General features: G+C 72.2%; 21 protein-coding genes. 13 read left to right on the forward strand and 8 right to left on the reverse strand.

All coding sequences use genetic code 11. From position 1 onward, the window contains the following. Nucleotides 1–7 precede the first annotated feature (7 nt). The 4 genes from EDF64_RS15590 to EDF64_RS15605 all read left to right on the forward strand — a co-directional run bounded on the left by EDF64_RS15590 (nucleotide 8) and on the right by EDF64_RS15605 (nucleotide 3627). Nucleotides 8–1465, forward strand: coding sequence for an MFS transporter (locus EDF64_RS15590; RefSeq protein ID WP_166645770.1), 1458 nt, complete (start codon nucleotides 8–10; stop codon nucleotides 1463–1465). Nucleotides 1466–1538: 73 nt separating this feature from the next. Beyond that, on the forward strand, nucleotides 1539–2216 hold the full coding sequence (locus EDF64_RS15595; RefSeq protein ID WP_133520882.1) for an isochorismatase family protein: 678 nt from the start codon (nucleotides 1539–1541) through the stop codon (nucleotides 2214–2216). Then, entirely contained in the window at nucleotides 2213–2833 is a 621-nt protein-coding gene (locus tag EDF64_RS15600; RefSeq protein ID WP_133520883.1) for a TetR/AcrR family transcriptional regulator, read from the forward strand. The genes EDF64_RS15595 and EDF64_RS15600 overlap by 4 nt, the downstream gene beginning before the upstream one ends. Continuing rightward, the gene (locus EDF64_RS15605) at nucleotides 2830–3627 is read left to right on the forward strand and encodes a GntR family transcriptional regulator (RefSeq protein WP_133520884.1); all 798 of its coding nucleotides are present in this window, start codon (nucleotides 2830–2832) and stop codon (nucleotides 3625–3627) included. Before EDF64_RS15600 ends, EDF64_RS15605 begins: the two co-directional genes overlap by 4 nt. Here the strand turns inward: EDF64_RS15605 and EDF64_RS15610 are convergent. The 5 genes from EDF64_RS15610 to EDF64_RS15630 all read right to left on the reverse strand — a co-directional run bounded on the left by EDF64_RS15610 (nucleotide 3605) and on the right by EDF64_RS15630 (nucleotide 7046). Then, nucleotides 3605–3847, reverse strand: coding sequence for a helix-turn-helix domain-containing protein (locus EDF64_RS15610; protein WP_133520885.1), 243 nt, complete (start codon nucleotides 3845–3847; stop codon nucleotides 3605–3607). The two genes, EDF64_RS15605 and EDF64_RS15610, sit on opposite strands and share 23 nt — an antisense overlap. Next, nucleotides 3847–4458 (reverse strand): hypothetical protein, encoded by a 612-nt coding sequence (locus EDF64_RS15615; protein ID WP_133520886.1) that lies wholly within the window; start codon nucleotides 4456–4458, stop codon nucleotides 3847–3849. The genes EDF64_RS15610 and EDF64_RS15615 overlap by 1 nt, the downstream gene beginning before the upstream one ends. 95 nt (nucleotides 4459–4553) lie before the next feature. Next, nucleotides 4554–5618: a YeiH family protein gene (locus EDF64_RS15620; RefSeq protein ID WP_208108925.1), complete on the reverse strand. Its 1065-nt coding sequence runs from the start codon at nucleotides 5616–5618 to the stop codon at nucleotides 4554–4556. 10 nt (nucleotides 5619–5628) lie between these two features. After that, a complete protein-coding gene (locus tag EDF64_RS15625) occupies nucleotides 5629–6342 on the reverse strand; it encodes a GAF and ANTAR domain-containing protein (RefSeq protein ID WP_133520888.1) in 714 nt (237 codons plus the stop codon). Continuing rightward, the gene (locus EDF64_RS15630; RefSeq protein ID WP_133520889.1) at nucleotides 6339–7046 is read right to left on the reverse strand and encodes a GAF and ANTAR domain-containing protein; all 708 of its coding nucleotides are present in this window, start codon (nucleotides 7044–7046) and stop codon (nucleotides 6339–6341) included. Before EDF64_RS15630 ends, EDF64_RS15625 begins: the two co-directional genes overlap by 4 nt. 231 nt (nucleotides 7047–7277) lie before the next feature. Between EDF64_RS15630 and EDF64_RS15635 the strand changes: the two genes are divergently transcribed. Further along, complete coding sequence (locus tag EDF64_RS15635) at nucleotides 7278–7640, forward strand: hypothetical protein (RefSeq protein ID WP_133520890.1); 363 nt, start codon at nucleotides 7278–7280, stop codon at nucleotides 7638–7640. A 91-nt stretch (nucleotides 7641–7731) separates the two neighbouring features. Here EDF64_RS15635 and EDF64_RS15640 read toward each other — a convergent pair whose 3' ends face one another. Genes EDF64_RS15640 through EDF64_RS15650 form a run of 3 tightly spaced genes read right to left on the reverse strand, consistent with a single transcriptional unit; the run spans nucleotide 7732 to nucleotide 10539 of the window. Then, nucleotides 7732–8673, reverse strand: coding sequence for a 3-oxoacyl-[acyl-carrier-protein] synthase III C-terminal domain-containing protein (locus tag EDF64_RS15640; protein ID WP_133520891.1), 942 nt, complete (start codon nucleotides 8671–8673; stop codon nucleotides 7732–7734). Then, nucleotides 8670–9584, reverse strand: coding sequence for an MBL fold metallo-hydrolase (locus tag EDF64_RS15645; RefSeq protein ID WP_166645771.1), 915 nt, complete (start codon nucleotides 9582–9584; stop codon nucleotides 8670–8672). Before EDF64_RS15645 ends, EDF64_RS15640 begins: the two co-directional genes overlap by 4 nt. Continuing rightward, complete coding sequence (locus tag EDF64_RS15650) at nucleotides 9577–10539, reverse strand: NAD-dependent epimerase/dehydratase family protein (RefSeq protein ID WP_133520893.1); 963 nt, start codon at nucleotides 10537–10539, stop codon at nucleotides 9577–9579. Before EDF64_RS15650 ends, EDF64_RS15645 begins: the two co-directional genes overlap by 8 nt. 40 nt (nucleotides 10540–10579) lie before the next feature. Here EDF64_RS15650 and EDF64_RS15655 point away from each other — a divergent pair, with 40 nt between their 5' ends. The 8 genes from EDF64_RS15655 (at nucleotide 10580) to EDF64_RS15690 (ending at nucleotide 17943) form a co-directional block, all read left to right on the forward strand. Continuing rightward, a complete protein-coding gene (locus tag EDF64_RS15655) occupies nucleotides 10580–11779 on the forward strand; it encodes a glycosyltransferase (protein WP_133520894.1) in 1200 nt (399 codons plus the stop codon). Nucleotides 11780–11923: 144 nt separating this feature from the next. Continuing rightward, complete coding sequence (locus tag EDF64_RS15660) at nucleotides 11924–12253, forward strand: hypothetical protein (protein WP_133520895.1); 330 nt, start codon at nucleotides 11924–11926, stop codon at nucleotides 12251–12253. Further along, nucleotides 12250–14139 carry an alpha/beta hydrolase gene (locus EDF64_RS15665; RefSeq protein WP_133520896.1) on the forward strand — a complete coding sequence of 630 codons (1890 nt, stop codon included), beginning with the start codon at nucleotides 12250–12252 and terminating at the stop codon, nucleotides 14137–14139. The genes EDF64_RS15660 and EDF64_RS15665 overlap by 4 nt, the downstream gene beginning before the upstream one ends. Beyond that, a complete protein-coding gene (locus EDF64_RS15670) occupies nucleotides 14139–14726 on the forward strand; it encodes a hypothetical protein (RefSeq protein WP_133520897.1) in 588 nt (195 codons plus the stop codon). Before EDF64_RS15665 ends, EDF64_RS15670 begins: the two co-directional genes overlap by 1 nt. Nucleotides 14727–15307: 581 nt before the next feature. Further along, nucleotides 15308–15544: a hypothetical protein gene (locus EDF64_RS15675; protein ID WP_133520898.1), complete on the forward strand. Its 237-nt coding sequence runs from the start codon at nucleotides 15308–15310 to the stop codon at nucleotides 15542–15544. A gap of 317 nt (nucleotides 15545–15861) precedes the next feature. Beyond that, the gene (locus EDF64_RS15680; protein WP_133520899.1) at nucleotides 15862–16140 is read left to right on the forward strand and encodes a hypothetical protein; all 279 of its coding nucleotides are present in this window, start codon (nucleotides 15862–15864) and stop codon (nucleotides 16138–16140) included. Further along, complete coding sequence (locus EDF64_RS15685; RefSeq protein ID WP_133520900.1) at nucleotides 16137–16478, forward strand: hypothetical protein; 342 nt, start codon at nucleotides 16137–16139, stop codon at nucleotides 16476–16478. The genes EDF64_RS15680 and EDF64_RS15685 overlap by 4 nt, the downstream gene beginning before the upstream one ends. Nucleotides 16479–16575: 97 nt before the next feature. Then, entirely contained in the window at nucleotides 16576–17943 is a 1368-nt protein-coding gene (locus EDF64_RS15690; protein ID WP_133520901.1) for a flavin monoamine oxidase family protein, read from the forward strand. The last annotated feature ends 15 nt before the right edge of the window (nucleotides 17944–17958 follow it).

Genomic DNA, 17958 nt, shown 5'->3' on the forward strand with positions numbered 1-17958 from the left:
CTGGCAGGTGCTCTGCGCGTCGAGCCTCAGCGTCGTCCTCGTCTTCATCTCCTCGAGCGCGCTGCTCGTCGCGCTCCCCGACGTCAGCCGTGACCTCGACGCCTCCGCCCTGCAGTCCAGCTGGGTCCTGCTCAGCTACATGCTCACCACGACCACGCTCATCCTGGTGTTCGGGCGCATCGCGGACCTCGTCGGCCGCCGCCGCCTCTACATCGCGGGCATCCTCGTCTTCCTCGTCGCCTCGCTCGCGTGCGGGTTCGCCCCGGACGCCGCCGTCCTGCTCGGCGCCCGGCTCGTGCAGGGCGTCGGCGCCGCCGCCATCGTCACGAACACCACGGCGTTGCTGACCGACGTGTTCCCCGAGTCGATCCTGTCGCTCGGCCTCGGGTTGAACGCCACCGTCGCCGCCGTCGGTCAGGTCATCGGCCCGGTCGTCGGGGGCCTGGTCGCGGAGTCGTTCGGCTGGCGCTGGATCTTCCTCGCCGGCGTGCCGATCTCGCTCGCCGGGCTGGTCTGGTCGCTCCGGCTCATCCCGCGGAGCACCCGGCCCCGCTCCGGGGAGCGCCTCGACGTGCCGGGCTCGATCCTGTCCGTCGCCACCGTGGGGCTGCTGGTCGGCGCGGTGTCCGTGGGCGGTTCCGCCGGGTGGACGGCCGCCCCCGTCGTCGCGATGGCCTCGGCCGCCGTCCTGCTCGGAACGGTCTTCGTGTGGAGCCAGCGTCGCGTCGCACACCCGCTCGTCGACCCCGCGATCTTCCGCGACCGGGCGACGATCACGCTCTTCTCCGCGGCCGGACTCTGCGCCCTGTCGAGCTACGCCCTGGTGCTGCTCGCGTCGCTCTCGTTCCAGGCGGTGGGCGGCAAGGACGCCGTCGAGGCCGCCCTCTGGGTCCTGCCGACCCCGATCGGCACGACCGTGGCCGCGGCGAGCGCCGGGGTCCTCGCCCGGAAGGTGCCGGCGCGCACCCTCTCCACCATCGGCATGCTCCTCATCGCGGTCGGCGCGGCGGTCCTCGCGGTGTCGCTCGCCGACGACGCGTCCTACGTCGTGACCGCGATCGGCCTCGGCGCTGTCGGGGTCGGCACCGGGGTGTTCATGACGCCGAGCACGTCAGCGTTGATGACGCGGGTGCCCGAGCACCGCCGGGGCATCGCGAACGCCATCCGGTCCGCGCTGCAGAACGCCGGCTTCCTGTTCTCGACGGCGCTCGGCCTGGCCATCGCGACGAGCGGCCTGTCGTCGGCGCAGCAGGCGGCCGCCTACGACGGCAGCCTGCTCGGCCTGCCGGCAGCCGACGTCCAGGCGTTCGTCGACGGCGTCCGCGCCGCCGCGCTCACCTTCGCCGGGTGCGCGGCCCTCGGAGCGCTCATCGTCGCGTTCGGACCCTTCGGACCACCGGACCGGGAGGCACCGCTCCGGCCCGACACGTCGGGTCCCGTCCCCGGGACGGGGACCTCCGCATGACCGGCGGCCGGTCCGACGGACGCACGCCGCGCCTCCAAGCAGTCACCCCACCCCACGACGGAAGCAGGACCGCATGACCGACGACCACGACGACTACGTCTCGGCCGGGTACACCGGCGCACTGCAGCCCGGACGGCGGGCGGCGCTCGTCGTCGTCGACCCGGTCAACGCCTACGTCGACCCGACGTGCGGGCTGTACGCCGGGGTCGAGGAGCCCGTCGAGCGGATGCGGAAGCTGACGGCCGCCGCACGTGACGCCGGCGTGCACGTCGCCGTCACGACGATGGCGCTCTCGGCCGACGGCTCGAACGCCGGGGTGTTCTTCCGCAAGGTACCCGCGCTCGCGGCGTACCTGCCGGGCACCACGACGGGTGCGTTCATCGAGGGGCTCGCGCCCGTCGACGGGGACACGCTCGTGCCGAAGCAGTACCCGAGCGCGTTCTTCGGGACGTCACTCGCCGCCGACCTCGTCGCCCGCGGGGTCGACACGCTCTTCATCGCCGGGCTCTCGACGAGCGGCTGCATCCGGGCGACCGCGACCGACGCGATGCAGCACGGGTTCGTGCCGATCGTCGTGCGCGAGGCCGTCGGCGACCGGCTGCCGAGCGTGCACGAGGCGAACCTGTTCGACATCGCCGCGAAGATCGGCGAGGTCTGGGGCATCGACCGGGTCCTCGAGCACTGGCGGGCGGCCGCCGAGCGGCGGAGCGACCCCGAACAGCGGAGCCCCGAGCAGCGGAGCGCCGCGTGAGCACCGAGACGCCCGTCCGGGGACGCCCGCGGAACGCCGCCGTCGACGAGGCCGTGTACACCGCCTGCGTGGCGATCCTGGCGGAGGGCGACCCCCGTGCGTTCACGATCCGCGCGGTCGCGGACGCCGCCGGGGTCGGCGCCGCGACGATCTACCGACGCTGGCCGACGAAGGACGACCTGCTCACCGACACGGTGATCCGGCTGATGGAGGCGACTATCCCGACGGAGCTCGACGCCCCCATCCACGAGGGCGTGCTCGGCCTGACCCGCGGCTGGGTGCACGCCCTCGTCGCCACCCCCGTGGGGCGCGCGCTCCCCCTCATCGTGGAACTCGCGTCGCACGAGCCCCGCGTCGCCGAGGCCGTGGCCGCCTGGCACCTCGACCGACGGGTCCGGGTGAACGCGATGCTGCAGCGCGCGATGGACGCCGGGGACCTCCGACCGGACGTCGACCTCGGGATCGCCGTCGACCTGCTCGGCGGTCCGACCTTCTACCGCCGGGTGTTCGTGTCGCTCGACATCCAGGCACCCGACTACCCCGTGCGGCTCGCCCGGGAGTTCCTCCGGTGGGCCGGCTGGGCCGGCGACACCGCGACCGTGGGAGCAGCATCGTGACCGACCTCCGACCGACACAACCGTGGACCGACATGGGCACCGGGGACGTCTCCCCTGGTCACTGGATCGGCTTCAACCGGCGATCCGACGCCGCCCGGCAGGTGTCCGACCTCATCCGTGCGGACATCGTCGCCGGCCGGTTCACCGGACCGCTCCCCTACGAGTGGGAGCTCCTCGACCTGTACGGCACCACGCGGAACGTGCTGCGTGCGGCGCTGACGCTCCTCAAGGAGCAGCGGCTCCTCACCCGGGCACCGCGGTCGGGCACGTTCGGCGTGCGCCCGGTCGCGTCGGTCAGCCTCGCCCGGACCACCGAGGAGGTCACGATCTACGGCGAGAACACCGGCGGCAGCGTCTTCGACTCCCCGCGTCTCAGCATCGTGCACCTCTGCGTCCAGCTCGTCCCCGCGCCGGAGACGGTGCGGCGGAACCTCGACATGGCCGGCAGCGCGGCGTACTTCGTCGAGAGCCTCATCTCGTTCGACGGCGAGCCGAGCCGGGTGCGGACGAGCTGGGTGCCGCAGGAGCGGTTCCCGGACCTGGTGTCGGAGCCGCTCACCGAGTACGTGCCGGACGTGCTCGTCCGCCGGGTCGGGCAGCGCCCGGTCGCCCGACGGCTCCTGCTCAGCACCGTGAACGCCGACCAGTGGACGGCCGACCTGCTCGACATCGACCCGGGTCAGGCCATCTTCCACATCGAACGGCTGATGTGCCTCGCCGACGGGACGCCGGTCGAGTACGGGTTCTCGCGGTACCGCGGCGACCGAGCGGTCATCGACTCGCGGATCGTGTGAGCACCACGGAGAAGACGTCGCCGGGCTGGCAGTCCAGCACCTCGCACAACCGCGTGAGGGTGGAGAAGCGGATCGCCCGCGCGCGGTTGTTCTTCAGCACGGAGAGGTTCACGACCGTCACCCCGACCCGGTCCGCGAGCTCGGTCAGGGTCATCCCCCGTGCGGCGAGCAGGTCGTCGAGGTGGCACACGACCGCGTGGCCGTCGTCCTCCGGCGGCATCAGACCAGCCCGGCCTGGTCGCGGACCATCCGCTGCGAGGCCGTGAGCGCGAACCGGAAGCAGGTGACGACGAGCACGCCGAGGTAGACGGGCACGTACTGCGGCTCGATCAGCGGCACCGGCAGGTTGCCGTCCCAGCCGAGCGCCGACACGACCCAGTTCCACCCCATCCGCCGGATGAAGTCGGGCAGGATCCCGGCGGTGAGTGTCAGGGCGATGACCCAGTCGAGGATCCGCGGCGTCGCGCGGTCGAAGAGGCCACCGCGGCTGATCCGCCACGCGACCGCCGCGACGAGGGCGATGAGGGCGGCGACGGCGACGACCTCGACCGCGTCGCCGACGCGGATGTAGCCGAGGGCCGCGCCGGGGAAGTCCGCCGTCCGGACCTGCAGGGCGACCTGGTCGGACCGCACGGTGGCACCACCGGGCGGCTGGAGCACGTCGGTGGTGGTGGACGTCCGGAGCGGGACCGTCACCACTCCCCGGCTGACCGAGGACACGAGGTCGGCGACGTACCGCCAGACCACGAACACGATGCCGATGCCGCACGCCGTGACGTACGCGAGGTAGGAGTTCTTCCCGCGGGGCGGGTCGTAGACGGGCGTGCTCATCGGTTCATCCCCTGTCGTTCATCGATACCATCGAATGTCGATGGCAACGATAAACGATATGCCTACGTGCCACAAGACCCCGCCCCGGCTCGGACTCAGAGCAGCCCGAACACCGCCTGGGCGCCGAGGCTCGTGCCCGCCACCAGGACCCACAGCGCGATGCCGAGCAGCATCGGACGGAACCCCGCCCGCCGCAGCGCGCCGAAGTCCGTCGAGACCCCGATCGCGGCGAGCGCCACGGTGATGAGGAACGTCGCCGCCGTCGAGAACCCCGGGGCCGCGGCGGCCGGCAGGACCCCGACGGTGCGGAGCAGCACCACCACGAGGAACCCGATGAGGAACCACGGCACCAGCCGGAACACGCGGAGCCCCGGAGCCGACCCGCTGCCGGGGGCGAGCTCGGCGCGGGCGGTGCGTCGCGCCTCCAGGCCGGCCAGCCCGACCACGATCGGGATGATCATGAGCGTCCGGACCAGCTTCACGACGACCGCGGTGTCGGTCGCCTGGCGACCGTAGACGGTCGCCGTCGCGACCACGGACGACGTGTCGTTCACGGCGGTCCCGGCGAACACGCCGAACGCGTGCTGGCTCAGGCCGAGCGCGTGCCCGACGATCGGGAAGACGAAGACCGCGGCGATGTTGCAGAGGAAGATCGTCGACATCGCGTAGGCGACGTCCGCACTCACCGCACCGATCACGGGGGTGACGGCCGCGATCGCCGAGGCGCCGCAGATGCCGGTCCCGACCCCGATGAGCGTGCGGAGTGCGCCGGACACCCGGAGCAGTCGACCGATCCCCCACGCCGCGACGAGGCAGACGACCAGCGTGGAGAGCATGACGGGCAGGGTCTCGCCGCCGATGCGGAGGACCTCGCCGATCGACAGCTGGGCGCCGAGCAGGACGACGGCGAACTGCAGGACACGGCTCGACGCGAACTTCACGCCGGGCTGCAGGGCGCCGAGGTCACCCGGCGCTCCGGCCGTCCGGGCGTCGTCCGACCGTCGTCGCCGTACCAACCAGCCGACCACGGCCCCGATGACCACCGCGGGCACCGGGCCGCCGACGACCGGGACGGCGCGGCCGACGAGCGTGGCGACGAGGCCGACGGCGACGGCCAGCGCGACGCCGGGCAGGGCAGCGGCGAGCGCCGCTCGTGACACGGACACCGGCTCAGAGCGCCAGTCGGCGTTCCACGATCGCGCGTGCGACCTCGGACAGTGGTTCGTGGTGGTCCACGGCGTGGGCACGGATCACCCCGAAGGCGTCCTCGATCGAGATGCCGCGCAGGTGCGACACGACCCCCTTCGCCTGCTCGATGACCTCGCGCGACCCGATCGTCCGCTGCAACTGCGTGCGGACGATCTCCTGCTCGCGCAGGGTGCGCTCGTGCAGGATCCCGATCGTCGCGACGTCGGCGAGCGCCCGGGCGATCCGGAGGTGCGTGTCGGCGAGGGTGCCAGCGACGGCCCCGAACAGGTTGAGCGTGCCGATCACCGTGGTGCGCAGGCGGAGCGGCACCGCGTGCACCGAGCGGATCCCGAGCGCGAGGGCGCCCGTGCGGAAGGCGTCCCACTCCGGCGGGGCGTCGGTGATGTCCGGGCAGGCGACCGCGCGCCCCGTGGCGAACGAGGTCATGCACGGGCCTGCCTCGGCGTCGAGCTGCAGGACCTCGATCAGGCGGCTCGCCTCGGAGGTCGACGCCACGACCTCGAGTTCGTGGTCGTCGTTGGCGAGCATGATGCCGGCGGCGTCGACCGACAGCACTTCGGTGCAGGTCTCGACGAGGGTCTGCAGGAGTTCCACCACGTCGTAGCCGTCGACCAGGGTGTCGGCGAGTGTCGCGAACGCCTCCACGATCTTCATCTCGCGTTCGTCCGTCGTCATCGTGCCTCCTCGATCAGACCACCGTGCTGCTCGAACCGGACCGTGCCGGCGAGGATCTCCTCGGCCACCTGCCGCATCGAGGTCCGCCGTGCGAAGGCGTGGCCCTGGATGAGCAGGTAGGCGTCGTCCGGGCTGATGTCGAGCTGCGCGAGCACGACACCGGTCGCCTGGTGCACGACCCGGCGGGAGAACGGGCCGCGGTCCTCCGGTACCTCGTCGTCGACGGCACGGAGCGCCCGGCGGAGCACACGGCGGCCGACCGCGGTGGCGAGCGAAGCGCCGTGCTGCACCTGGTCCGGCGCGAGCGACGTCGGGTGCGGGGCGTAGACGTCGACCGCGCCGAGCGGGAACGGTCCGAAGACGATCGGGAACGCGAAGACGGCCCGGACCGGTTCATGGCGCACTGCGTCGTTGAACGCGGGCCACGAGGTGTTCGGGTTGCCCACGATGTCCCCCTCGAGCACCGGGGCCTCGATGCGGAGCGCCGTCCAGCACGGCCCCTCGGCGAGGTCGAACTGGATCTCGTCGATGCGGAACGCGACGTCGTCGGACGCCGAGATGGTCTCGCTCGCGACCAGGCCACCGAAGGCGGAGACCGACACGCCACCGACCGGGAGCGCGTCGGCGAAGGGGCGACTGAGCTCCCCATCCGGGACGTCGGCCGAGGAGAGCGCCCGGTAGGCACGCTCGAATGCGTCATTCATGCGCGCCTTCCTTGCTGGCCTCCGATCCTACTCCGGGACCACCCGCCGCCTCGGAGCCACGAGACCGCGGCCGAGGTGGTGTTCGAGATGCGCATCGACTCAGGTTCCCCCTCGCCCTCGGGGGTTTTCACGGCGTATTCTTCGGTTCGGAAGCAACGACGATTCCGGCCATGCCTCGTCGTGCGTTCCCCTCTCGGCACGACGGGCGCGAACTGCGAACAAGAGCCCCTCGTGACCGAACACCTCATCGAGTACGTCGCCCGTGACCGAACGGGCATCACCACCGTCGTGACGACCACCAGCGTCATCGACGTCGACACCGTGATCCAGCACATCCACGCCGGGCACGCCGGGTACTACGTCGCTGCCGACTCCTGGAAGCGCACCCCGGTCCGGAGCCTGTCCTTCCTCGGGGGCGCCTACCTCTTCGCGAACTGGGACGGGTCGAAGCGGAACATGCTGCACGACTTGGCGTTCCACGCGCCGACCCGGTCCGTCGAGACGAAGCCCACGCCGGAACCGCGCTTCGGGCGCCTGCTCTCCGCGCTCTTCGGCCGACGCGCCGCGCACCGGCACCGCGCCACCCCGCGCTGACCGCGCTGACCGCGCTCTCGACCCGACCGGTGACGGCCTGGAGGCGCGTGGCGGGCCCGCACCGCGCCTCCAGTCCGTCACTGGGCGCGGGCTAGAGCCGCAGCGCCAGCGCGTTCGCGGTCAGCCCCGCGGCCGTGCCGCAGAGCAGCACGGTGTCGCCCGGGGTGAGCCGGCCGTCCTCCAGGCACCGCGCCAACGTGTACGGCACCGAGGACGACACCATGTTCCCGTACTCGGCGACCGCGTCGACGTAGACCTCGGACGGGATGCCGATGCGCCGCATGGCGATGCCGAGCGCACCACTGGCCTGGTGCGGGACGACGAGGTCGAGGTCCTCCAGGCCGAGCCCCGACTTCTCGAAGAACCGGTCGAAGAACCCGGGGAGGACCCGCAGCATCCCCATCAGCGCCCGCCGACCGTGCATGTCGAACCGGTAGTCCGCCGGGTCGCCGTCCGCGTAGTCGTGCGCGGGGAAGCGCGACAGCCCACCGCGGAGCTCGGTGTCGTGCGCGTGCTCGGGCCACGTCTGCTGCAGGCTCGCGAGCACCCCCTGGCCCGCGTCACCACGGGTCAGGACGACCGCGGCCGCCGCGTCCGAGAACAGCTCGTACGACTCCCGCTGCTCCGGGTCCAGGAACCGCGACCCGACGTCGCCGGAGACGATGAGCACGCGTTCGTACTCGCCGTCGGCGAGGTACCGGGAGGCGATGTCGACCGCGGTGATGAAGCTCGTGCACGTGGAGTTCACGTCGAGCGCCGCGGCACGGGCTCCGGGCGCGACCCGCTCCATCACGAGGGCAGCCGTGCACGGGATCGGTTGGACGCCCGCGGCGCACGCGGCGATGACGCAATCGACGTCGTCGGGGCGGATGCCGGCGCTCCGGACGGCGGCCTCGGCGGCCGCGGCGAGCATGTCGAGCTGCGAGACGTCGTCGGCGACGCGGTAGCGCGTGACGGTGCCCGAACGGGACGCGAACGTCACGGGTGTCTCGGGCAGGTAGGTCCCCCAGCCGCTGATCCGGCAGTTCCTCATGACGGTCCCCCTCGGTCCGTGGTGTGGTCGACTGCGGCGGCGTCGCTCGCGGCGTCGTGGTCCGCCGCGTCGTCGTCCGCCGCGTCGTCGTCTGCCGCGTCGTCGTCTGCCGCGTCGTCGTCTGCGGTCAGCAGGTCGACGTCGGTCGGGTGCGTGTCGTGGCTGAACAGCAGCCGCACCCCGGTCCGCTCGACGGCGAGCAGCCGACGTGCGGTGTCCGCCTGCGCGACGTGGTCGTGTGCGACGGCTCGTGGGACGGCCCGGATCCGGTGTTCCTCGCCGAGCAGGTCGCGCCCCCACGAGGCATCGCCGGCCAGCAGGGCGCGGCCCTCGACGAGCGCACCGACGTGGCCGGCGGCGTGGCCGGGCAGGTCCACCAGCAGGTAGGTGCCGTCGCCGAACAGGTCCACGGTGCGCAGCCCGGTCGCGTCCTCGTGGAACGCCGAGTCGGGCACGACCTGGAGGCGCGGCTCCAGCCCGGTGGGCAGCAGCCCGTCGAGCACGCCGTCACGCAGCGTCGACGACGTCATCGTCCGCCGCACGGGTTCCGTCACGACGACGGTGGCGTGCGGGAACGCCGCGAGGCCGCCGATGTGGTCCGGGTGCAGGTGGGACAGCACGACGTGCGTGACGGTGGTGGGGTCGAGCTGCTCGCCGATGCTCGCGCCCGGTGGGACGCGGGGTGGGAGCAGCCGTCGGTAGGCCCAGCCGGTGACGCCGGTACGCCAGGGGAAGGGGGCGTAGCCGGTGTCGAAGAGGACGCGGCGGGTGGGTGCCGTCCCGTGCTCGACGTCGTGCTCGTACAGGAACGCGTTGGCGGGGAAGACGCGTCGCTCGCGCGGCGCCCCGCGGAGGAGCTGGTGCACACCGTGCGCCGTCCACCCGCACGCGACCGCCCGCAGGCTACCCACGGGCACCTCCGGCGTAGCTCGCCAGGGCCTCGTCGAGGGTGACGACGGGTTCGTACCCGAGCACTGCGCGCGCACGGCTGATGTCGAGCGTCTGCGAGTGCGTGATCGTCGACACGGTGTAGCGCGTGACGGGCGGCTCGGGGCGTCCGGGCAGCGCACCGCACACCGCCTCGAGGACGCCGGCGAGCCCGTACACGAGACCGGCCGGCAGCCGACGGTGTCGCAGCGGCAGCCCCAGGCCGGTCAGCAGCTGGTCGAGCAGTTCGACGAACGGGCGCGGGTCGCCGTTCGTGACGTTGAACGCGGTGCCGGCCGCTGCGGGGACCTCGGCGGCCAGCCGGACGGCCAGTGCGACGTTCTCGACGGCCGTGAGGTCGACGAGCCCACGGCCGCCGTGCATGAGCGGGACGCCGACGCGTTCGTGCACGCGGAGCAGTCGGGGCACCAGGCCGGGGTCCCCGGAACCGATGATGCCGCGCGGGCGGAGGACGACGACCTCCGGGCCGTCCGGACCCGCCGCGCGCAGCAGCGCCTCCGCGTGCAGCTTCGACCGGATGTAGTGGTTCATGGGGTGGCTCGGGTCGACCTCGGGCTCCCTGATGGCCAGACGGTCGCGCGGCGCGGCGTAGATCCCCGGCGACGAGACGTGGACGAGCCGCCGGGCGCCGACGCGGCGGGCGTACTGCAGGACCCGGGCGGTGCCGGTGACGTTGGCGTGCTCGAACTCGGACCAGCGCCCCCACGGCGACGACAGCGCGGCGCAGTGCACGACGACGTCGGCGGGGACGTCCGCGTGCGCCAGGTCATCGAGGTCACCAACGAACGTCGGACCCTCGGGGAGCGCCTCCGCTCGACGACCCGCCGCCGTCACCGCGTAGCCGTGCGCCCGAAGGTCCCGGACGACGTGGCCGCCGAGGAACCCACTGGCCCCCGTGACGAGCGCGCTCTCCCCCATTCCCCCGATCCTAGGTGCCCGTCCCCCTAGGCTCGGCCCTGTGCGGATCGCCCTCGTCACCGACTACTACCTGCCGACGCTCGGCGGCGTGCAGACCGCGGTCCGTGCCCTCGCCGAGAGCCTCCGCGCCGCCGGGCACGAGGCGATCGTGTTCTGCCCGCTCGCCGCGGCGTCCCCCGACCCGGGCGTCGTCGGGCTGCCGGTGTCCGGGGTGTTCCGACCCGACGGCTACCCCTTCGCCTGGTCGCCCGCTCGTCTCCGCACGGTGCTGCGCCGCGAGTTCGCCGAGCGACGGATCGACGTCGTCCACACGCACTCCGAGATGTTCGCCGCGCTCGGCGCCGTGCGGGCTGCCGATGACCTCGGGATCCCGGTCGTGCACACCATGCACGGACGCATCGACGTCTACACGCGGAACGTCCTGCCGCTCCCGTCCGTGACGACCGTCCTGCTCGCGTTCCTGCACGGGCGGCAGGTCAGTGCGGCCGGCATCCGGGTGGCCGCCGACGCGCCGTACACGAGGACCCGGACCGCCCGCCGGATGTGGCGCGTGATGCTCGCGCAGTCCCGGGCGAGCGCCCACGTCGTGGTGCCGTCCGAGCACTTCGCCGCGAAGCTCGTCGACCGCGGGGTCCGGACGCCGGTCACGGTGCTGACGAACGGCATCGAGCCGTCCGTCCTCGACACCATCGGCACCGTTCCCGCCCGGACCCTGCACGCGGACGAACCCCTCCGGGTCGTCTGGGTCGGCCGGCTCTCCCCCGAGAAGCGCCCGGACGTCCTCGTCCGCGCGGCGCACGACTTCCCCTCCGGCGTGCACGTCGACGTGTACGGCGACGGCGTCGCCCGGTCCGCCGTGGCCCGCGCCGCCCGCGGTGCCGACGTCACGCTGCACGGCTCGACCCCGCACGACCAGGTCCTGGCCGCCATGCGGTCGGCGCACCTGCTCGTGTCGAGCTCGTTCGACTTCGACAACCAGCCGATGGTGATGCTCGAGGCGATCGCGTCCGGCCTGCCGGTGCTCCACTGCGACCCCGACCTCGCCGAGGTCGTCCCCGCCGGCGCCGGCTTCCTCGCGTCGACGCCCGACGCGGCTGGCCTCGCAGCCGAGGTCCGGCGGCTCCGAGCCGACCCCGGTGCGATCACCCGCGCGTCCGAGGCCGCCCTCGCCGCCCGTTCCCGAGTCGAGCAACCGACGGACGCGCTCCTCGACGTCTACCGGTCGGTGCGCACGGGCTGACCGGCGGACCGCGCCGAACGAGTTCCTCGACGAGGTCGTCGTCGCGCTCCGGAAGCTCGCCGCCCGCTGATCCTCCACAGGTCCGCACCGATGTACTGGATGTGATGTATCAGGTACTAGAGTCCCTCTGAGAAGGGGGGTCTCATGGGAGACGGTTGGCAGGTCGACATCGCCGCGGCGCAGGCGGTCATCGACGGCACGGCGAACGCGGGGTCGTCGATGCAGACCGCGGCGATCGACGTCGACGCCGCACTGCGCGACGTGGTCACCGCTCTCGCCGACACCGAGGCGGTCGGTGCGGCGCAGGTGTTCCTCGACGCGCGTCAGGGCGACGCGACCGCAGCCGTCCGGTCCGCCGCACGGGCGATCACCGCCGCGACCGGAGCGATGACCGCGTTCGCGCACGCTGACGCGGACATGGCGAGTGACACGGCCGTCGCGAGCAGCCGGACCGACGGGGCACGGCAGCGATGACCCCGGGGCTGATCGACGAGAGCGCCCTCCCGACCGTCACCCCGACGATCGGTGCGGTCAGCGACGGCGCCACCGCGCTCCGGTCGTCCACCGCGCAGGTGGAGCACGACGCGACCGCTGCACAGGACTCGTGGTCGGGCATCGGAGCGGCTCTGTCCTCGCCGGGCGCGACCGATGCGCTGCCGGATGCCGTGCACGGCGCGGTGCACACGGCTGCCGGTCTGGCGAAGGCCGCCTCCGCCGTCGCCACCGCGCTCGACACCTTCGCGATCGACGTCGCCGCGATCCGGAAGACCCGTCGGTCGCTCGTGGCCGACGTCGAGGAACTCCGCAACCGGGTCGGTGCATCGGACAGCGACGACGCCGTGCCCGCCGAGTACCAGGCGGCGAACGACGACCTGCACGCCCGCGCTGCACGGCTCCGGACGCGCTGGACCACCGCGCAGGACGAGCTCAGCCACGAGATCCGGGGCCAGGTCGGCGGGACGCCGCGGCTCTTCCCGTCGCTCAGCGGCAACACGCTCGCCGCCCCCTTCGCGATGGTCGACTTCGCCGAGGCCGCCCGTGCCTTCGGCGACGCCGCGACCCTCCCGCTGCTGACCGCCCTCGCTGCGGAGGGACCCGACGCGCTCCGGAAGTGGGCCGTGGCGCACCCTGCCCGAGCCCAGCGGATGCTCGATCACCCACCGGCCACCGCTGACGTCAAGCAATGGTGGTCGGGACTCGGCGCAGACGAACGCGACGCGCTCGTGACCGGACTCTCGACGGTCATCGGCAACCTCAACGGGGTGCTCTACGCGGATCGTGGACGGGCCAACCAGCACACGCTCGAGACGGCGTTGCGGAAGGCGCTCGCGGACCGGATCGAGATGCAGGGACGGGTCACGAGAGGGGGTCCGCTGAGCGCTGCCGAACGAGCGCGGTACCAGGCGCTGATCGAGCGGATCGAGGCGCTCCAGACCCTCGCCCGGACACTGGGCGCGAGCGTACCGGCGGCACCGCGCACCATCGTCTCGTTGACACTCGGCGACCCTCCACTCGCGGCGGTGGCGATCGGTGACCTCGACATCGCGACCAACGTCACGGTGACGGTGCCCGGGATGGGCAACACCGTCGCAGAGAGCATGCAGGGGTGGACCGGTGGCGCGGAGAACCTGTACACCGAACAACGCAGGATCGCCGACGATCCCAGCGTCGCTACGATCGCGTGGATGGGCTACGACACTCCCGAAATGCCACCGAGCCCCGACGTACTCCGCTCCACCAAGGCGCTCAAGGGCGCGGAGAATCTGAGCACGTTCCTCAGAGGCATATCGGGCACGCGTGGGTGGCAGGGCGGGAGCCACCTCTCCGTCGTCGCACATTCCTACGGAACGACCACCGCGACGCTGGCCGCGGCGAAGACCCCCGTCGACAACCTGACGTTGCTCGCTTCGGCCGGGATCGACGATCGACTGCCCGACGTCCACGCGCTCGCGGTACCGGACGGACACGTGTGGGCCTCTCAGGCCAAGGACGACCTCATCGCGAACATCGGCCGCGGCTCAGTGGAGATTCCTCGGCCGATGTTCGGAGGGGACCAGCCGATCAACACCGGCAACCCCCTGACGTCGAACCGGACCCTCGTCATGAGCCTCTGGAGCACCCACACCCTCAACCCGAGCGAACGAGACTGGGGCGCCCGCACCTTTTCATCCAACGAGGAAGAGACCGGAGGGGTCACGCGTCCCGGCTCGGACGGCCACGGGGCGACACCCGCAACGGAAGCCGTCATCAACGGCGAACCGATCACCAGCAGGGGCTACCTCGACGCCGGAACGTCGTCGCTCTACAACACGGCACGGACGAGCCTGGGATACACCCCGAACGGGCAGAGGATCCCGTGATGAACCGCCACTCGCGCCTGCTCGTCTTCCCGGTGCTCGCAATCTGCTTCGCACTCGTGGGATGCGCGCACGCGTCCCAACCGAAGGAGTCAACGATGTCAGTTAGCGGGTCTCCCGACGCGAAGGCGATCTGGGACAGCATGAACGCGGAGATCGAAGCATCTCAAGACGTGCTCGGCACGGAGTGGCTCTCGTCCGACACCGCCGCGAGGGCGTGCGGCGCGGATGGCGCACAGTGGGTCATCACGCGCTTCGGACCAGGTACGCGGCCCGAGGAGCGAGCAGCCCCGCTCGAAGCGTTGGCAGCGCGATGGACGGCGAAGGGCTGGGCCCCGGTCACGACCGAGTTCGGTGGCGACACGCCCGGAGTCCAGCTTCGGTACCCGGCAGGCTCCACGCTGGACGACGGGTTCTTCATCGAGCTCCGGTCGACTGTGCGGCGCTCGACACTGCAACTGCAGACGCCCTGCACGCCTGGGAACGTCGACGCGCTGAACCGCGAGCAGTACGGGGAGAAGCACACGAGTACGCCGCCGTTCCTTCCGGGGGCGACACCACCCGACACGGGTGGATTGCCCTCCTCATGAAACCGCGACCAGGCTGCCGGTCCGCCACTGGGCATCAGCAACCGCATCACACTCTCGGGCTCGGACGACGACGGGGCGACCTCTGCCACAGAAGCCGTGATCGACGACGAGCCGGTCACGAGCAGGGGCTACCTCGATGCAGAGACCACTCCGCTCTACAACGCCGCTCGCACCAGTCTCGGCTACATCCCGGAGGGGCAGAAGATCCCGTGACGAAACGCCACGCCCATTCGCTCCTCGTCCCGGCGTTGGCGGCTTGCCTTGCGCTGACGGGGTGCGCGATCACCACAGCACCAGAGGAGCGACCGATGTCGACCACGCGGTCCGCCGACGCGAAAGCCGTCTGGGACGAGATGAACGCCGAGATGGAATCCTCGCAAGCCGTTCTCGGCAGTGGGTGGTTGTCATCGGACACCGCAGCACGAGCGTGCGGCGCCGATGGCGCCCAGTGGGTCCTGAACCGGTTCGGACCCGGCACGCAGCCGGGAGATCGTGACGGATTGCTCGACGCGTTGGCGACGCGTTGGGCGTCGAAGGGGTGGGCGCCGGTCCGGTCGGAGTTCGGAGGCGACGCCCCGGGCGTGGAACTTCGGTACCCCGCTGCTTCCTCGCTCGACAACGGCTTCTTCATCGAGTTCCGGTCGAGCGTCCACGGCTCGACACTGCAGTTGCAGACGCCGTGCACGCAGGGCGACGTCGACGCCCTGAACCGTGAGAAGTACGGTGAGCGGCACACGAACACCCCGCCGGACATCCCCGGCACGGCATCACCCTCCGCGTCAGCGGAACCGACCACGGGAGCAAGGCCGGTCTCGTGACCGCGCTGTCGGGACGCCGACTCCCGCGCTCGGCGACCGCTGTGGTCACGGCGTTGGCCATCGGGTTCGGCGTGACGGCGTGTTCGCCCCGGCCGACCTCGGTGGGCCCGTCACACGCGAAATCGGTCTGGGACAGCGTGAACGCGGAGATCGAGGCTTCCCAAGCGGTCGTCGGCACGGGCTGGCTGTCGTCCGACACCGCAGCCCGGGAATGCGGCGTGGACGGTGCGCAGTGGGTGCTCACGCGGTTCGGGCCCGGGACGCATCCTGGTGAACGGAACGCACAGTTCGACGAACTGAGCGCCCGGTGGGAAGCCATGGGCTGGAGGCCAGTCCGATCCGACTTCGGTGGCGTCAATCCGGGGGTCCAGCTGCGGTACCCGGCCGCCTCCTCACTCGACGACGGGTTCTTCATCGAGTACAGGTCGACCCAGCACGGCTCCACACTGCAGCTGCAGACGCCGTGCACCCAGGGCGACGTCGACGCCCTGAACCGCGAGAAGTACGGTGAGCGGCACACGAACACCCCGCCGGACATCCCCGGCACGGCATCACCCTCCGCCTCCGCGGAACCGACGACGGGAGCAACGCCATGAGTTCGACGATGGGCAAGGACCACCTCGCCCGCGAACAGGCCCGCCTCGACCGTCCCCGCGGCTGGCGGATCGCCGGCCCCGGGCTGGCCGCGCTGGTGCTCGGAATCGCGTCCTTCGTCGCGCAGACCACGTCGGTGGGTCTGCTCTGGCCGTCCGCGGTGTTCTCCGTGGTGCTCGTCGCCCTCATCGTGTGGACGTCCATCGGTCTGGCGAAGACCGGCGGACGGCGCCCCCTCGCGCGTACGGTCGGCATCGCGGGCATCGTCGCGGCAGGCCTCGGGGTCTTCCAGTCGCTCGCGTTCCTCCTCGCCGTGGTCCTGCTCAGCGGCGCCCTCTGACCCGGCTGCGCCGTCCGACCCCGCGTCGCCGTCCACCCGAGCTGCACCGTCCGACCACACTGCGCCGAGCGCAGTGACGACCCGAAGGAGCACCACCGTGGAGCACATCGACGTCGCCGTGATCGGAGCCGGCGTCGCCGGACTCACCGCCGCGCGGCTGCTGGCCGACGCCGGCCGTCGTGTGGTCGTCCTCGAAGCCCGCGACCGGATCGGCGGTCGTGTGCACACCGACCGGCGCGACGGACTCGTGACGGACCTCGGCGCCTCGTGGATCCACGGCGTGGACGGCAGCGCCGTCGCGGACGCCGCCGCCGCGTTCGGGCTGCGGACGACCGAGTTCACCGTCGGCGGCTACCAGGTCGACAGCCGCCCGATCGCGTACCACGGGCCGGACGGCTCCCGGCTCGACGACGCCGCGGCCCAGCGGTTCGCCGCGGACGTGCACACGCTCGACCGGTCGCTCGCCGGGGTCATCGCACGGTCGGGCGCGGACGACAGCTACCACGACGTCGTCGAGCGGGCCCTCGCGGAACAGCACTGGGATGCCGACCGGACGGAGCGGGTCCGCGAACACCTGGAGCACCGCAGCGAGGAGCAGTACGGGGTGTCGAGCGCCGAGCTCGCCGCGCACGGCCTCGACGACGACGTGGTCGAGGGCGACGAGGTGGTGTTCCCCGACGGGTACGACGCGCTCCCCGAGCAGCTCGCTCACGGCCTCGACGTCCGGCTCGGGCACGTCGTGCACACGGTCGAGCGCGGGTCGTCGGGCGTCGTCGTCACGAGCAGCCGCGGGGAGCTCCGCGCGGACGCCGCGGTGGTGACGGTGCCGGTCGGGGTGCTGCAGTCCGACGACTTCACCATCACGCCACCGCTGCCCGAGCGGCACCGCGAAGCCCTCGCGCGCCTCCGGATGAACGCCTTCGAGAAGGTCGTGCTGCGCTTCGCCACCCGCTTCTGGGACGAGGACGTGTACGCGATCCGCCAGCTCGGACCGGCGGGAGGTTGGTGGCACTCCTGGTACGACCTCACGCGGCTCGACGGTGTGCCGACCCTGCTCACGTTCGCCGCGGGTCCGGCCGCGCGCGCGATCCGAGGCTGGAGCGACGAGCGGGTCACCGCCTCCGTGCTCGAGCAACTCCGTCGCCTGTACGGCGACCGCGTGGGATCGCCGACCTCGGTGCACGTGACGGCGTGGCAGGACGACCCGTTCTCCCGAGGGTCGTACGCCCACATGCTGCCGGGTTCGACGACGGCCGACCACGACGACCTCGCCCGTCCGGTCGACGGGGTCCTGCACCTGGCGGGCGAGGCCACCTGGACGGACGACCCCGCGACCGTCACCGCGGCCCTGCACTCGGGGCACCGGGCCGCGGTCGCAGTGCTCGGGCGCGACGTCTCGATCGCCCGCGCCTGGGCCGACACCCGGACCGAGACCGGGACCGGAACGGGGGCCGGGACGCAGTAACGCCCCGGCCCGAAC

Origin of the sequence: Curtobacterium flaccumfaciens, from assembly GCF_004361695.1 — a bacterium.
GTDB classification, from domain to species: Bacteria; Actinomycetota; Actinomycetes; order Actinomycetales; family Microbacteriaceae; genus Curtobacterium; species Curtobacterium flaccumfaciens_B.

Excerpts from the sequence above, each read along its gene's own strand:
- EDF64_RS15595 (WP_133520882.1), top strand. The coding sequence starts at position 1,539 with ATGACCGACGACCACGACGACTACGTCTCGGCCGGGTACACCGGCGCA.
- EDF64_RS15610 (WP_133520885.1), bottom strand. The coding sequence starts at position 3,847 with ATGCCGCCGGAGGACGACGGCCACGCGGTCGTGTGCCACCTCGACGAC.
- EDF64_RS15615 (WP_133520886.1), bottom strand. The coding sequence starts at position 4,458 with ATGAGCACGCCCGTCTACGACCCGCCCCGCGGGAAGAACTCCTACCTC.
- EDF64_RS15625 (WP_133520888.1), bottom strand. The coding sequence starts at position 6,342 with ATGACGACGGACGAACGCGAGATGAAGATCGTGGAGGCGTTCGCGACA.
- EDF64_RS15630 (WP_133520889.1), bottom strand. The coding sequence starts at position 7,046 with ATGAATGACGCATTCGAGCGTGCCTACCGGGCGCTCTCCTCGGCCGAC.
- EDF64_RS15640 (WP_133520891.1), bottom strand. The coding sequence starts at position 8,673 with ATGAGGAACTGCCGGATCAGCGGCTGGGGGACCTACCTGCCCGAGACA.
- EDF64_RS15650 (WP_133520893.1), bottom strand. The coding sequence starts at position 10,539 with ATGGGGGAGAGCGCGCTCGTCACGGGGGCCAGTGGGTTCCTCGGCGGC.
- EDF64_RS15660 (WP_133520895.1), top strand. The coding sequence starts at position 11,924 with ATGGGAGACGGTTGGCAGGTCGACATCGCCGCGGCGCAGGCGGTCATC.
- EDF64_RS15665 (WP_133520896.1), top strand. The coding sequence starts at position 12,250 with ATGACCCCGGGGCTGATCGACGAGAGCGCCCTCCCGACCGTCACCCCG.
- EDF64_RS15670 (WP_133520897.1), top strand. The coding sequence starts at position 14,139 with ATGAACCGCCACTCGCGCCTGCTCGTCTTCCCGGTGCTCGCAATCTGC.
- EDF64_RS15680 (WP_133520899.1), top strand. The coding sequence starts at position 15,862 with ATGGGCTGGAGGCCAGTCCGATCCGACTTCGGTGGCGTCAATCCGGGG.
- EDF64_RS15685 (WP_133520900.1), top strand. The coding sequence starts at position 16,137 with ATGAGTTCGACGATGGGCAAGGACCACCTCGCCCGCGAACAGGCCCGC.